Raw genomic sequence first — 14665 nt, 5'->3', positions numbered from 1 at the left:
CTTGATCAGTGCCTATCGTCCCGGTTGCAACCCCAGGAAAACTCAGTGTTCGCGGTGCCCGCGTCCACAATCTCAAGAACGTCGACATCGACATCCCCCGCGACTCTCTCGTCGTGTTCACCGGCCTGTCCGGATCGGGAAAGTCCAGTCTCGCGTTCGACACGATCTTCGCCGAAGGGCAGCGCCGCTACGTCGAATCGCTGAGCGCCTATGCGCGGCAGTTCCTCGGCCAGGTCGACCGCCCCGACGTCGATTTCATCGAGGGGCTGAGCCCCGCGGTGTCGATCGACCAGAAGTCGACCAACCGCAACCCGCGGTCGACCGTCGGCACGATCACCGAGATCTACGACTACATGCGTCTGCTGTGGGCGCGCATCGGCATCCCGCACTGCCCGGAATGCGGTGAACGCATCCAGCGGCAGACCGTGCAGCAGATCGCCGACCAGCTCATGGAGCTCCCCGAGCGCACCCGCTATCAGATCGTCGCGCCCATCGTCTCGCAGAAGAAGGGCGAGTTCGTCGACCTCTTCCGCGAGCTCGGTGCGAAGGGCTACTCCCGGGCGATCGTCGACGGCGATCTCGTCCAGCTGGCCGAGCCACCCACGCTGAAGAAGAGCTACAAGCACGACATCGCCGTGGTCGTCGACCGCCTCGTCGCGGCCGACGACATCCTGGGCCGGGTCACGGACTCCGTCGAGACCGCGCTCGGCCTCGCGGGCGGCGTCGTGCAGGTGAACTTCGTCGACGAAGAGGGCGACGACGCCTGGCAGTCCTTCTCCGAGAAGCTCGCGTGCCCGAACGGCCACGCCCTCTCGCTCACCGAGATCGAGCCCCGCACGTTCTCGTTCAACGCGCCGTTCGGCGCCTGCCCCGCCTGCTCGGGTCTCGGCACCCGCATGTCGGTGGACATCGACCTGATGCTCGGCGACGAGGAGCTCTCCATCCGCGAGGGCGCGATCGTCCCGTGGACCACGCAGGGCAAGGGCCTCTTCCAGTACTACGAGCGTCTGCTCGAGGGGCTGGCCGACGATCTCAAGTTCTCGCTCGACACCCCGTGGCAGGATCTCCGTGTCGACGTGCAGGACGCGATCCTGCGTGGTGACAACTACAAGGTCACCGTCAAGTTCAAGAACCGGTACGGCCGCGAGATGCGGTACGCCTCGGGCTTCGAGGGCGTCGTCCCCTACATCGAACGTCAGTACGCGCAGGCCGAGTCCGACACGCAGCGTGCGCGGTGGGGCGAATACCTGCGCGAGGTGCCGTGTCCCGTGTGCGACGGAAACCGCCTCAAGCCCGAGGTCCTCGCCGTCCAGGTGCACGGGCACTCCATCGCCGAGGTGTCGCACCTGAGCCTCTCCGACGCCCGCGCCTTCATGGAGACCCTCTCCCTGACCGACCGCGAGGCGAAGATCGCGGCCCAGGTGCTCCGCGAGATCCGGCTCCGCCTCGACTTCCTGCTGCAGGTCGGTCTGTCCTATCTCAACCTCAGTCGTGCGGCGGGCTCGCTCTCCGGCGGCGAGGCGCAGCGCATCCGTCTGGCCACGCAGATCGGGTCGGGTCTCACCGGCGTGCTCTACGTGCTCGACGAGCCCTCCATCGGGCTGCATCAGCGCGACAACCGTCGACTGATCGACACGCTGCTCAAGCTGCGCGACCTCGGCAACACGCTCATCGTCGTCGAGCACGACGAAGAGACCATCGAGGCGGCCGACTGGGTCGTCGACATCGGACCCGGCGCGGGCGTGAACGGCGGCGACGTCGTGCACTCGGGCCCGTACTCGGCGCTCCTCAGCGAGCCGGCCTCGATGACGGGGGAGTACCTCTCCGGACGTCGAGAGATCCCCACGCCGAAGAAGCGGCGCAAGCTCGACAAGAAGCGGATGCTGAGTGTCGTCGGCGCGCGGGAGAACAACCTCAAGAACGTGAACGTCAACTTCCCGCTCGGGGTGCTGACCGCGGTCACCGGCGTCTCCGGTTCGGGAAAGTCGTCCCTCGTGAACGACATCCTCTACCAGGTGCTCGCCTCGCGTCTCAACGGCGCACGCACGGTGCCGGGCAAGCACACCCGCGTCTCCGGACTCGACAACCTCGACAAGGTCGTGCACGTCGATCAGGCCCCGATCGGTCGCACCCCGCGCTCGAACCCGGCCACCTACACGGGAGTGTTCGATCGCATCCGCTCGCTGTTCAGCGACACCCCCGAGGCGAAGGTGCGCGGCTACCAGCCTGGCCGCTTCAGCTTCAACGTCAAGGGCGGACGCTGCGAGGCCTGCTCGGGCGACGGCACGATCAAGATCGAGATGAACTTCTTGCCCGACGTCTACGTCGACTGCGAGGTCTGCCACGGCAAGCGCTACAACCGCGACACGCTGTCGGTGCATTACAAGGGCAAGAACATCGCCGAGGTCCTCGAGATGCCGATCGCCGAAGCCGCGGAGTTCTTCGAGCCGATCCAGGCGATCCACCGCTACATGAAGACCCTCGTCGACGTCGGTCTCGGGTACGTGCGTCTGGGGCAGTCGGCCACCACGCTCTCGGGAGGCGAGGCGCAGCGCGTGAAGCTCGCCACCGAGCTCCAGCGCCGCAGCAACGGTCGCAGCATCTACGTGCTCGACGAGCCGACGACGGGTCTGCACTTCGAAGACGTGCGCAAGCTGCTCGAGGTGCTGAACGGGCTCGTCGACAAGGGCAACACCGTCATCGTCATCGAGCACAACCTCGACGTGATCAAGTCCGCGGACTGGGTCATCGATCTGGGCCCCGAGGGTGGTTCGGGCGGTGGTGAGATCCTGGCCACCGGCACCCCCGAGCAGATCGCGCGGGTCGAGGAGAGCCACACCGGCCAGTTCCTCGCCGAGATCCTGAATGAGGGGCGCGCCGCGAAGAAGGCCAGCTGATGGCCGACGTACTCGCATACAAGCCGAGGCCGGGGGAGATCCCGACCAACCCCGGCGTGTATCGGTTCCGTGATGCCGACGGACGGGTGCTGTACGTCGGCAAGGCCAAGAACCTCCGCCAGCGTCTGTCGAACTACTTCGCCCCGCTGCGCACGCTGCATGAGCGCACGCGGCGCATGGTGACCACGGCGGCGTCGGTGGAGTGGACCGTCGTGCCGACGGACGTCGATTCGCTGCAGCTGGAGTACATGTGGATCAAGGAGTTCGATCCGCCCTTCAACGTCCGGTACAAGGATGACAAGTCCTACCCGTTCATGGCCGTCACCCTCGGAGACGAAGCACCCCGCGTCATCGTCACCAGGAACCGCAAGATCCCCGGTGCCCGCTACTTCGGCCCCTACCCCAAGGTCTGGGCGGTGCACGAGACGATCGACCTCATGGTCAAGGCGTTCCCGATCCGCACCTGCAGTGACTCCAGCTACAAGCGCGCCATGCAGACGGGGAGGCCCTGCTTCCCCGGTCAGATCGGCAAGTGCGGCGGCCCCTGCTCGATGACGGTGACGATCGCCGAGCACCGGGCCATGGTCGACGACTTCGTGGCCTTCATGTCCGGCGGCGACGAGAGGTTCACGCGCGAGCTGACCACCCGGATGCTGGCGGCATCCGCCGCCATGGATTACGAGGCCGCCGCGAAGTACCGCGACAAGCTCACCGCCATCGAGGCCGTGCTCGGCAAGAGCGCGCTGGTGCTGGCATCCGATGAGGATGCCGATCTCTTCGGCATCGCCGAAGACGAGCTGGCCGCCGCAGTGCAGCACTTCGTGATCCGCGGTGGGCGGGTGCGCGGTGTCCGCGCCCTCACCATCGAGAAGGAGATCGACATCTCGGGCGCCGACCTGGTCGACCAGGTCCTGCAGCGCGCCTACGGTGACGCGCAGGACGTGCCGCGGCGCATCATCGTCCCGTCCCTTCCCGACGACGCGGCGGAACTCGAGGTGTGGCTGCGCGAGCGCCGCGGCAAGAAGGTCGAGATCGCCGTCGCTCAGCGCGGTCAACGCGCCGATCTCATGCGCACGGCGACGCTCAACGCGCAACAGGCGCTCATCCGCTACAAGACGCGGCGCACCAGCGACTACGTCGCGCGGACCCAGGCGCTCACCGACCTGCAGGACGCACTGGGCATGAGCGAGGCACCGCTGCGCATCGAGTGCTTCGACATCTCCCACCTCGGCGGGACCAACGTCGTCGCCTCGATGGTCGTCTTCGAAGACGGGCTGCCGCGCAAAGACCAGTACCGCTCGTTCAACATCCCCGAGACGACCGACGACACGGACTCGATGTACCAGGTGCTGCGTCGACGACTCGCCTATCTCGACCGCCCCGACGAGGCCGATGACCGCCTGCCGACGGTGCCGCCCGCTGTGCCGGTCTCGGGCGAGATCGACCTCGACGCCGAGGTCGTCGAGGTCAAGCGCAAGCCGCGTTTCGCCTATCCGCCACAGCTGCTGCTCGTCGACGGCGGGCAGCCGCAGGTGGAGGCCGCCGCTCGCGCTCTGCGCGACGCCGGACACACCGAGATCGCGGTGTGCGGTATCGCGAAGCGTCTCGAGGAGATCTGGCTTCCGGGGGAGGACTTCCCGGTGATCCTGCCTCGCACCAGCGAGTCGCTCTACCTGCTGCAGCGGCTGCGAGACGAGGCGCACCGCTTCGCGATCACGCATCAGCGCAAGCGACGCAGGAACGACATCTCCTCCGTGCTGTCCGAGGTCCCCGGCCTCGGCGCATCGCGGATCAAGGTCCTGCTCAAGCACTTCGGCTCCGTGACCGCACTCCGTTCCGCCGCACCGAGCGAGATCGAAGAGGTGCAGGGGATCGGGCCGGTGCTCGCCCAGAACATCCACACCCATCTCTCCACTCGCTAGGCTGGTACCGGCGGGGGAGAGGGAGACACGATGGCTGACGGGGACAAGGGCGAGTTCCTCATCGTCACGGGCATGTCGGGCGCCGGGCGCACGACGGTCGCGAACGCGCTCGAGGACCTCGGATGGTACGTCGTCGACAACCTCCCGCCGCAGATCCTGCGTCCGCTGCTCGACCTCACGGACATGGGCGGAACGGCCCTGCCGAAGGTGGCGGCCGTCGTCGACGTCCGTGGCCGGAACCTCTTCGACGACTTCCCCGGTGTCGCCAGAGCGCTGCGTTCACGTGGATCCGTCAGGGTGCTGTTCCTCGATGCCTCCGACGACGTGCTCGTCAGACGCTTCGAGTCCGTGCGGCGACCGCATCCGCTCCAGGGCGACGGCACGCTGCTCGACGGCATCCGCATCGAACGCCAGCGGCTCGCCCCGATCAGGGAATCCGCGGATCTGGTGATCGACACCTCCGCCCTCAACATCCATCAGCTCGCCACCCAGGTGTCCGACCTGTTCGCCGAGGAGGGCGCCGCGCGACACCGCGTCACGCTCATGAGCTTCGGGTTCAAGTACGGTCTGCCGACCGATGTCGACCTCGTGGCCGACATGCGCTTCCTGCCCAACCCGTTCTGGAACGAGGAACTGCGCGGCCTCACGGGCAAGGACGAGCCGGTGCGGGACTACGTGCTCTCGAGAGAGGGAGCAGCCGAGTTCCTCGAGGCGTACACGGCCGCGCTCACTCCCGTGCTCGAGGGATACCAGCGCGAGAACAAGAGCCATTCGACCGTCGCGATCGGCTGCACCGGTGGCAAGCACCGTTCGGTCGCCATGGTCGAGGAGTTCTCCCGCCGCCTCGCCTCGGTGCCGGGAGTCGCCGTGAACGTGCGCCATCGGGACCTCGGCAGGGAATAGCAGGAGCCTCCGTCAGAGTAGGCTGGAGGTTTGCGCCGCGATCCGGCGCGTGAGCGTAGAGGAGTGTCGTGGCACTAACGACCGACGTCAAGGCTGAGCTGGTCAGCATCCGTAATGCACCCCCGACGGTGCGCGTCGCGGAGGTCACATCGATCCTCCGGTTCGCCGGCGGACTGCATTCCATCGCCGGGCGGGTCGCCGTCGAGGCCGAGGTGGATGCCGAGATCCTCGCGCAGCGTGTCGCTCGCGATCTCGCCGAGATCTACGGTGTCCGGCCGGAGATCGCCCAGGTGCAGTCGAGCACGTCCAACGACGGCGCCCGCTGGGCCGTCCGGGTGATCGCCTCGGGTGAGACCCTCGCCCGTCAGACGGGACTGCTCGACCAGCGTCGCCGCCCCGTCCGCGGGCTGCCCAATCGGCTGACGACCGGATCTCGTGCCGAGATCGCCGGCCTGTGGCGCGGCGCCTTCCTCGCCGCCGGAACGCTCAGCGAGCCCGGCAGGTCGGCCATGCTCGAGGTGGCGTGCCCGTCGTCCGAGGCGGCGATGGCCCTGGTCGGTGCCGCACACCGGCTGGGCGTTGCCGCCAAGGCTCGAGAGGTCCGCGGCATGCCGCGGGTGGTCGTGCGCGAGGGCGAGGCGATCCGCACCATCCTCAGTGAGATGGGGGCGCAGAAGACCGCGGTGACGTGGGAGGAGATGCGCCAGCGGCGCGAAGTGCGCGCGGGCGTGAACCGCCTCGTCAACTTCGACGACGCGAACCTGCGACGCTCGGCTCAGGCGGCGGTCGCGGCGTGCGCGCGCGTGGAGCGCGCGCTCGAGATCCTCGCCGACGAGGTGCCCGACCATCTGAAGGTCGCCGGTGAGCTGCGTCTCGCACACCGCGACGCGAGCCTCGACGAGCTGGGCCACCACGCCGATCCGCCGATGACCAAGGACGCCGTGGCCGGTCGCATCCGTCGTCTGCTCGCGATGGCCGACAAGCGCGCGCAGCAGGAGGGCATCCCGGGCACCGAGGCGGCCGTGCCCGCAGGGCTGGACGTCTGACGCCAGTCGGTTCTGACACACACGAGGCGACCCCGTTCGGGGTCGCCTCGTGTCGTCATCCGACGGAAGGATCCGGGACACTCGAGCGTTGTCGTCGGTAGGATGAGTTACGTCCGCTCCACGCCGCACATCGGCGGCGCGGAGGACCGGCAAGCGCCGCGGCGCGGCGCGGATTGGATGAAAGCGACATGGCGACATACACGCTCCCCGACCTTCCCTACGACTTCGCAGCCCTCGAGCCGCACATCAGCGGCAAGATCATGGAGCTGCACCATGACAAGCACCACGCGACCTACGTCGCCGGCGCGAACACGGCACTCGAGGGTCTCGCCGAGGCGCGCGAGAGCGGAAACCTCGCGAACGTGAACAAGCTCGAGAAGGACCTCGCGTTCAACCTCGGCGGTCACGTCAACCACTCCATCTTCTGGACGAACCTCTCCCCGAACGGCGGCGGCGAGCCCGAGGGCGAGCTGAAGGCGGCGATCGACGAGTTCTTCGGCTCCTTCGAGAAGTTCCAGGCGCACTTCACCGCCAACGCGCTCGGCATCCAGGGCTCGGGCTGGTCGGTGCTCAGCTGGGACTCGATCGGTCAGCGACTGATCATCCAGCAGCTGTTCGACCAGCAGTCGAACACCGCGCAGGGCACGGTGCCGCTGTTCCAGCTCGACATGTGGGAGCACGCCTTCTACCTCGACTACCTGAACGTCAAGGCCGACTACGTCAAGGCCGCGTGGAACATCGCGAACTGGGAGAACGTCGCTCAGCGCCTCGAGGTGGCCCGCGAGAAGACGAACGGCCTGCTGGTACTGTCGTAATCGGGTCGCGTCCCGACGGGCCTTGTCTCGTCGGGACGCCATCTCAGCCAAAAAACCCCGCGCATCGCGTACGCACTTTTGCCGCGCACCGCGCACGAGAAACAGGGAGACCTGAGTGTCTGTCAAGATCGGTATCAACGGCTTCGGCCGTATCGGGCGCAACTACTTCCGCGCGGCTCTCGCGCAGGGAGCGGACATCGAGATCGTCGCGGTCAACGACCTCACCGATAACAAGACCCTTGCCCACCTTCTGAAGTACGACTCCGTCGGTGGCGTCCTCGATGCTGACATCAGCTTCGACGACGAGAGCATCACGGTCAACGGCAAGGCCATCAAGGCGTTCGCGGAGCGCGACCCCGCCAACCTCCCCTGGGGTGAGCTGGGCGTCGACATCGTCATCGAGTCGACCGGCTTCTTCACCAAGGCGGACCTGGCCAAGAAGCACATCGAGGCCGGCGCGAAGAAGGTCCTCATCTCGGCTCCGGGCACCGGCGTCGACGGCACGTTCGTCATGGGCGTGAACGAGGACACGTACAACCCGGAGACGCATCACATCATCTCCAACGCGTCGTGCACCACCAACTGCCTCGCCCCGCTGGCGCAGGTCTTCAACGACGCGTTCGGCATCGACCGCGGCTTCATGATGACCGCTCACGCCTACACGGCCGACCAGAACCTCCAGGACGGCCCGCACAGCGACCTGCGTCGCGCACGTGCCGCAGCGATCAACATCACCCCGGCCTCGACCGGCGCGGCGAAGGCCATCGGCGAGGTCCTTCCCGAGCTGCAGGGCAAGCTCAGCGGCTCGTCGTACCGCGTTCCGGTTCCCACCGGTTCGATCGTCGACCTGACGCTGATCACCGACCGCGAGAACCTCACGGTCGACGAGGTCAACGAGGCGTACAAGAAGGCTGCGGCCGACGGCCGTCTCGCCGGCTTCCTGCAGTACAACGAAGACCAGATCGTCTCGAGCGACATCGTGCACAACCCGCACTCGTCGATCTTCGACTCGACGCTGACCAACGTCAGCGGCAACCTGGTCAAGGTCTCCAGCTGGTACGACAACGAGTGGGGCTACTCCAACCGTCTCGTCGACCTGACCGAGTACGTGGCAGAGCGTCTCTGAGACACCTCCCATGACTCTGCGCACCCTGGATTCACTGGGTTCGCTCGAGGGCACGCGCGTCATCGTCCGTTGTGATCTCAACGTCCCGCTCCGGGACGGGATCATCACGGACGATGGCCGTGTCCGCGCCTCGCTGCCTACCCTCAACGCACTGATCAACGCGGGTGCCCGCGTGGTCGTGTGCTCGCACCTCGGACGCCCCGACGGGGCGCCCGACCCCCAGTACAGCCTCGCCCCGGTCGCCCAGCGGCTGTCCGAGCTGCTCGGCAAGCCGGTCGCGTTCGCGCGCGACACCGTCGGCGAGTCCGCGCACGAGGCCGTCTCCTCGCTCGAGGACGGCGGCGTCGTCGTCATCGAGAACCTGCGCTTCAACCCGGGGGAGACCTCGAAGGACGACGCGGAGCGCGGTGACTTCGCGGCCCAGCTCGCCGAGCTCGGCGATGTTCTGGTCTCCGACGGATTCGGCGTGGTCCACCGCAAGCAGGCGAGCGTCTACGACCTCGCCGAGCTGCTGCCCTCGGCAGCCGGACTCCTCATCGCGACCGAGCTCGACGTGCTGGATCGTCTCACCGAGAACCCGGAGCGCCCGTACGCGGTCGTGCTCGGCGGATCGAAGGTGAGCGACAAGCTCGGAGTGATCTCGCATCTGCTGCCTCGCGTGGATCGCATCCTCGTCGGTGGCGGGATGCTGTTCACCTTCCTGAAGGCGCAGGGCCACGCCGTGGCCTCCAGCCTCCTCGAAGAGGATCAGCTCGACACCGTGCGCGGATACATCGCGGAGGCGAAGGAGCGCGGCGTGGAGCTCGTGCTCCCCACCGACGTCGTCGTCGCCTCCTCGTTCTCGGCCGACGCCGAGCACGAGGTGACGGCTGCCGATGCCATCGAGAGCACCGCGTTCGGCGCCTCCGGCATCGGCCTCGACATCGGTCCGGAGACCGCCGCGCGGTTCGCCGACGTGATCCGCGGGTCCAAGACCGTGTTCTGGAACGGCCCGATGGGCGTGTTCGAGTTCCCGGCGTTCGCGGGCGGCACCAAAGCCGTCGCGCAGTCGCTCACCGAGGTCGACGGCCTCAGCGTCGTCGGCGGCGGCGATTCGGCCGCGGCCGTTCGTCAGCTCGGCTTCACCGACGACCAGTTCGGTCACATCTCGACCGGTGGCGGCGCCAGCCTCGAGTTCCTCGAGGGCAAGAAACTACCCGGCCTGGAGGTGCTCGGATGGGTGTGAACAGCCGTACCCCGCTGATCGCGGGAAACTGGAAGATGAACCTCGACCACCTGCAGGCGGTCGCCTTCGTGCAGAAGCTGCACTGGACGCTCAAGGACGCCAAGCACGAGGACGGCTCGGTCGAGGTCGCGGTGTTCCCGCCCTTCACCGACATCCGCAGCGTGCAGACGCTGATCGACGCCGACAAGATCCCGTTCGCCCTCGGCGCGCAGGACATCTCGGCGCACGACTCCGGTGCCTACACCGGCGAGGTGTCCGGCGCATTCCTCGCGAAGCTCGACACGAAGTACGTGATCATCGGGCACTCGGAGCGCCGCGAGTATCACGCCGAGTCCGACGAGATCGTCGCCGCGAAGACGAAGGCCGCGCTGAAGAACGGACTCTCGCCCGTCATCTGCGTGGGCGAGACGGCGGAGGACCTGGAGAAGTTCGGCGCCAGCGCGGTGCCGGCCGGTCAGCTCGAGGTCGCACTGCGCGGGCTGCCCAAGGATGCGGACATCGTCGTGGCGTACGAGCCGGTCTGGGCCATCGGCTCGGGACAGGCGGCGACGCCGCAGCAGGCGCAGGACGTCTGCGCCGCGCTGCGCACCGTCATCGCCACGGTGCTGGGAGACGACGCTGCCGCGCGCACCCGCATCCTCTACGGCGGATCGGTCAAGGCAGCGAACATCGCCAGCTTCATGCGTGAGCCCGATGTCGATGGTGCACTCGTCGGAGGCGCGAGCCTCGTGGTCGACGAATTCGCCGCGATCATCCGCTTCGAGAAGCACGTAGGCGTGTGAGTGTGGCGGGGCTGCGGCCCCGCCACACCGTATACTTGACCGTTACCGGGGCAGACCTGCCCCAGCGAAAGGCTCTCTCCTCGTGGATATTCTCGAGTTCGTCCTGCAGGTGGTGCTGGGTATCACCAGCGTCCTGCTGACTCTCCTCATCCTGCTCCACAAGGGTCGCGGCGGCGGCCTGTCGGACATGTTCGGCGGCGGCATGTCGTCGGCCGTCGGGTCGTCGGGTCTCGCAGAGCGCAACCTCAACCGCTTCACGGTCATCCTCGCTCTCGCGTGGTTCGTGGCGATCGTCGCGCTCGGTCTCATCACGAAGTTCGAGGTAATCTGATGGCTACTGGCGGCAACGCGATCCGAGGGACCCGTGTCGGTTCCGGCCCGATGGGCGAGCAGGATCACGGGTATCACGCAGATCGCATCCGCGTGTCCTACTGGGACGGTCTCGGCAACGAGACCGTGCGGTTCTTCGCAGCGGGGCTTCCCGAAGAGGAGATCCCCGAGACGATCGACCACCCGCAGTCCGGTCTGCCGGCCGGTCGCGACAAGGCGAACCCGCCCGCGCTCGCGAAGCCGGAGCCCTACAAGACGCACCTCGCCTACGTGAAGGAGCGCCGTACCGACGAAGAGGCGGTCCAGCTTCTCGAGGACGCGCTCACGCAGCTGCGCGAGCGTCGGGGTCAGTGACCTCGACCTGATCATACGAAGAAGCCGCCGCGATCCGATCGCGGCGGCTTCTTCGTATCCTGACGGTGCGCAGGCAGCGGCGATCAGCGACAGGCCAGGGCGGCGTCGATGTAGGACTGCGGCGGGTAGCCGTACGCCGAGACGCCGTTCGCGTCGTCGGAGAACCCCATGCCGATCGCCCACGCGGTCGCCCACTTCTCGATGCTGTCCTGGGTGGATGCGTCGTACATGCCCTCGCACTTCACGCTGATCGCGTGACCGACCTCGTGCGCGACGAGAGCCCTGCTGCGCTCGGCGGGCCACTGCGCGGCCACCGAGTCCGAGAGCTCGATCAGCGCACGATCGGGTTCGTCCCACCACCAGGTCGTCAGCCCGCCCATGCTGCCGCCGTACCCCGCGCCGTTGACGACCGGGCTCCAGTCGAACTCGATCAGCACGCCCGGTGCCAGCGAGCGCGCGAAGGCCTCGACCTCGAGCCGGACCCCCTGAAGCGGGCCCGCCTTCTCCGCGAGCTCTGCGTTCTCGGAGGTGACGACCTGTGCTGCGGCATCCTGCAGGGCGGTGAAGCTGCTCACGCTTCCCTCATCCAGGGCGGTGACCTCTGACACCGACGCTGCGGCGTTCCGCAGCGCGATCACATCGTCGTTCTTCGCCGAGATGTGCGCCGCCTCGAACGGGGCGGCCGCGTCGGCCGCGGACCCGAGGAACGCGAGACCCGACTCCATGAGATCCGATGATGCGGCGTCGAGGGCGGGGGACTCGTCGGCCAGCTCCGTGTCGAGCCTCTCGAGGACCTCCGCGTCGGTGCGCAGAGCGGTGGACGCCGCGAAGAGGTCCCAGAAGGTCACGGGCTTCGCCTCGGCATCCGGAAGGTCCTCGTCGAGGAGCTCCCCGGTGGTCGACGTGGTCTCGCTCGCGGACGCCACGGAGGCGGCGAGCTGCTCCTTCGTCTGCGGATCCGTGAGCATCCCTGAATCGAGCTCGACGAGCTGACTCGCCGCGTCCGTGATCGAGATCAGCTCGTCGGTCGTCCGACGGATCTCGGCCGCTCGTCCTTCGGCGGTGTCGAGAGCCTGCGCGAACTGGGCGCGCGAATCGTCGTAGCCCAGGCTCGCGGTGAGCTGCAGCCCGCCCAGCCCGCCGACGACGATGAGTGCACCCAGAAGAGCGAGGACGACCCCGCGGCGTGGTCTGCGGCGACGCGCCGTCGGCACGGGGCCGGCGAGGTGGGCAGGGAGGAGATGACCACCGGGGTCGGGGGCGGTGAGGGGAGTCATTCGTGCGGGACCTCCGGTCGGAGCCCGCGTTCCTCGACACCGTCGACTCTGCCTGAAGGATACGCGGCTGCGAGACGTGCGGCCACCGCGGGAACGTCGAAGGCCCCCGCATCTCTGCGGGGGCCTTCGGAGTGAGGGGCTGACGAGAATCGAACTCGCATCATCTGTTTGGAAGACAGAGGCTTTACCACTAAGCTACAGCCCCGTTGTCAGCAGGTTCCTCGCGGTGCATGCCGACTCATCGATCATAGCGGACTGACGGGAGTGCTCGTGTCCGTTAGACTCGGTGGGGCTGAATCTGCATGCGGATTCCCCGGGGCGTAGCTCAGTTTGGTAGAGCGCCCGCTTTGGGAGCGGGAGGTCGCAGGTTCAACTCCTGTCGCCCCGACACGGCTTCAACGGCCTGACAGCCGCGATTCAGCGCGGAAATCACAAGGAGAGCACACCAGAATGGCGAACAGCACCGTCGAGAAGCTGACCCCGACCCGGGTCAAGCTCAGCATCACGGTCACCCCCGACGACCTCAAGCCCAGCATCGCGCACGCCTACGAGCACATCGCTCAGGACGTCCAGATCCCCGGCTTCCGCAAGGGCAAGGTCCCGGCTCCGATCATCGACCAGCGCATCGGGCGCGGCGCGGTCATCGAGCACGCGGTCAACGAGGGCCTCGACAAGTTCTTCCGCGAGGCGACCGTCGAGCACAAGCTCCGTGTCGTCGGCCGTCCGGCCGCCGACATCACGCAGTGGCCGAACGAGAAGGACTTCTCGGGCGACCTGCTCGTGGACATCGAGGTCGACGTCCGTCCGGAGATCGAGATCCCCGCGTACGACGGCATCACCCTGACCGTCGACGCGATCGAGGCCGATGAGGCCGCGATCGATGCAGAGGTCGAGAACCTCCGTGCCCGCTTCGGCACGCTCGTTCCCGTCGACCGCCCGGCAGCCAAGGGCGACTTCGTCGAGCTCGACCTCGTCGCCACCATCGACGGCGCCGAGATCGACCGCGCCGAGGGTGTGTCCTACGAGGTCGGCTCGGGCGAGCTGCTCGAGGGCATCGACGACGCGATCGAGTCGCTCACCGCCGGTGAGGACACGACTTTCCGTTCGGCACTCGTCGGCGGCGACCACGCCGGTTCCGAGGCCGAGGTCTCGGTGTCGGTCAAGGCCGTCAAGGAGCGCGAGCTCCCCGAGGCCGACGACGACTTCGCGCAGATCGCCAGCGAGTTCGACACGATCGCCGAGCTCCGTGCGAGCCTCGTCGAGCGCGTGTCGCAGCAGGGCGTCTTCACCCAGGGCTCCGCGGCGCGCGACAAGCTCGTCGAGACGCTGCTCGAGCAGATCGACATCCCGGTGCCGCCGAAGCTCATCGAGGACGAGGTGCACAACCACCTCGAGGGCGAGAGCCGTCTCGACGACGACGTGCACCGCGCCGAGGTGACCGAGGCCAGCGAGAAGCAGTTCCGCACGCAGGTGCTCCTCGACACGATCGCCGAGCAGGCCGACGTGCAGGTCTCGCAGGAGGAGCTCTCGCAGTACCTCATCCAGTCCGCGTCGCAGTACGGCATGGCTCCGCAGGAGTTCGTCGAGGCGCTGCAGTCGTCGAACCAGCTCCCGGCGCTCGTCGGCGAGGTCGCCCGTAACAAGGCTCTCGCGATCGCGCTCGGCAAGGTCAAGGTCGTCGACACCAACGGCAAGCCCGTTGACCTGTCCGACTTCGTCGTGACCGACGACGAGGCAGCGGACGAGTCCGAGGCTGCGGCTGAGGAGAAGCCCGCCAAGAAGGCTGCTGCGAAGAAGGCCCCTGCGAAGAAGGCTGACGACGCCGAGGCGGCTGAGAAGCCCGCTGCGAAGAAGCCTGCTGCGAAGAAGGCCCCTGCGAAGAAGGCCGACGACGCCGAGGCGGCTGAGAAGCCCGCCGCGAAGAAGCCCGCCGCCAAAAAGGCTCCGGCCAAGAAGGCTGCCGACAAGGCTGAGTGATCGAACACGAT

Annotated in this window: 12 protein-coding genes and 2 tRNA genes; 12 read left to right on the top strand and 2 right to left on the bottom strand. The window is 67.5% G+C overall.

The window, feature by feature from the left end:
- Positions 1–8 precede the first annotated feature (8 nt).
- From uvrA to ASD43_RS13395, 10 genes are all read left to right on the top strand, one after another.
- On the top strand, positions 9–2897 hold the full coding sequence (gene uvrA, locus ASD43_RS13440) for an excinuclease ABC subunit UvrA (RefSeq protein WP_056418452.1): 2889 nt from the start codon (positions 9–11) through the stop codon (positions 2895–2897).
- Positions 2897–4819: an excinuclease ABC subunit UvrC gene (uvrC, locus tag ASD43_RS13435; protein WP_056418448.1), complete on the top strand. Its 1923-nt coding sequence runs from the start codon at positions 2897–2899 to the stop codon at positions 4817–4819. Before uvrA ends, uvrC begins: the two co-directional genes overlap by 1 nt.
- Before the next feature lie 30 nt (positions 4820–4849).
- A complete protein-coding gene (gene rapZ, locus ASD43_RS13430) occupies positions 4850–5722 on the top strand; it encodes an RNase adapter RapZ (RefSeq protein ID WP_056418444.1) in 873 nt (290 codons plus the stop codon).
- 68 nt (positions 5723–5790) lie between these two features.
- A complete protein-coding gene (gene whiA / locus ASD43_RS13425) occupies positions 5791–6768 on the top strand; it encodes a DNA-binding protein WhiA (protein WP_045253778.1) in 978 nt (325 codons plus the stop codon).
- A gap of 188 nt (positions 6769–6956) precedes the next feature.
- Positions 6957–7583, top strand: a complete 627-nt coding sequence (locus ASD43_RS13420) for a superoxide dismutase (RefSeq protein WP_045253779.1) — start codon at positions 6957–6959, stop codon at positions 7581–7583.
- Positions 7584–7698: 115 nt separating this feature from the next.
- Positions 7699–8709: a type I glyceraldehyde-3-phosphate dehydrogenase gene (gap, locus tag ASD43_RS13415; protein ID WP_056418441.1), complete on the top strand. Its 1011-nt coding sequence runs from the start codon at positions 7699–7701 to the stop codon at positions 8707–8709.
- A 10-nt stretch (positions 8710–8719) separates the two neighbouring features.
- The gene (locus tag ASD43_RS13410) at positions 8720–9934 is read left to right on the top strand and encodes a phosphoglycerate kinase (RefSeq protein WP_056418438.1); all 1215 of its coding nucleotides are present in this window, start codon (positions 8720–8722) and stop codon (positions 9932–9934) included.
- Positions 9925–10716: a triose-phosphate isomerase gene (tpiA, locus tag ASD43_RS13405; RefSeq protein WP_056418435.1), complete on the top strand. Its 792-nt coding sequence runs from the start codon at positions 9925–9927 to the stop codon at positions 10714–10716. The genes ASD43_RS13410 and tpiA overlap by 10 nt, the downstream gene beginning before the upstream one ends.
- Before the next feature lie 82 nt (positions 10717–10798).
- Positions 10799–11047 carry a preprotein translocase subunit SecG gene (gene secG, locus ASD43_RS13400; protein WP_045253783.1) on the top strand — a complete coding sequence of 83 codons (249 nt, stop codon included), beginning with the start codon at positions 10799–10801 and terminating at the stop codon, positions 11045–11047.
- Positions 11047–11400: an RNA polymerase-binding protein RbpA gene (locus ASD43_RS13395; RefSeq protein WP_056418432.1), complete on the top strand. Its 354-nt coding sequence runs from the start codon at positions 11047–11049 to the stop codon at positions 11398–11400. Before secG ends, ASD43_RS13395 begins: the two co-directional genes overlap by 1 nt.
- 83 nt (positions 11401–11483) lie before the next feature.
- On the opposite strand, the gene ASD43_RS13390 is transcribed toward ASD43_RS13395, so the two are convergent.
- Complete coding sequence (locus ASD43_RS13390) at positions 11484–12677, bottom strand: hypothetical protein (protein ID WP_056418428.1); 1194 nt, start codon at positions 12675–12677, stop codon at positions 11484–11486.
- Positions 12678–12811: 134 nt separating this feature from the next.
- Positions 12812–12882, bottom strand: a tRNA-Gly gene (locus ASD43_RS13385).
- Between the two features lie 109 nt (positions 12883–12991).
- Here ASD43_RS13385 and ASD43_RS13380 point away from each other — a divergent pair.
- Positions 12992–13065, top strand: a tRNA-Pro gene (locus tag ASD43_RS13380).
- Positions 13066–13127: 62 nt separating this feature from the next.
- Complete coding sequence (gene tig, locus ASD43_RS13375) at positions 13128–14654, top strand: trigger factor (protein WP_056418424.1); 1527 nt, start codon at positions 13128–13130, stop codon at positions 14652–14654.
- The last annotated feature ends 11 nt before the right edge of the window (positions 14655–14665 follow it).

Origin of the sequence: Microbacterium sp. Root553, assembly GCF_001426995.1 — a bacterium.
GTDB lineage: Bacteria > Actinomycetota > Actinomycetes > Actinomycetales > Microbacteriaceae > Microbacterium.
This window is presented reverse-complemented; position numbering and strand designations above follow the sequence as displayed.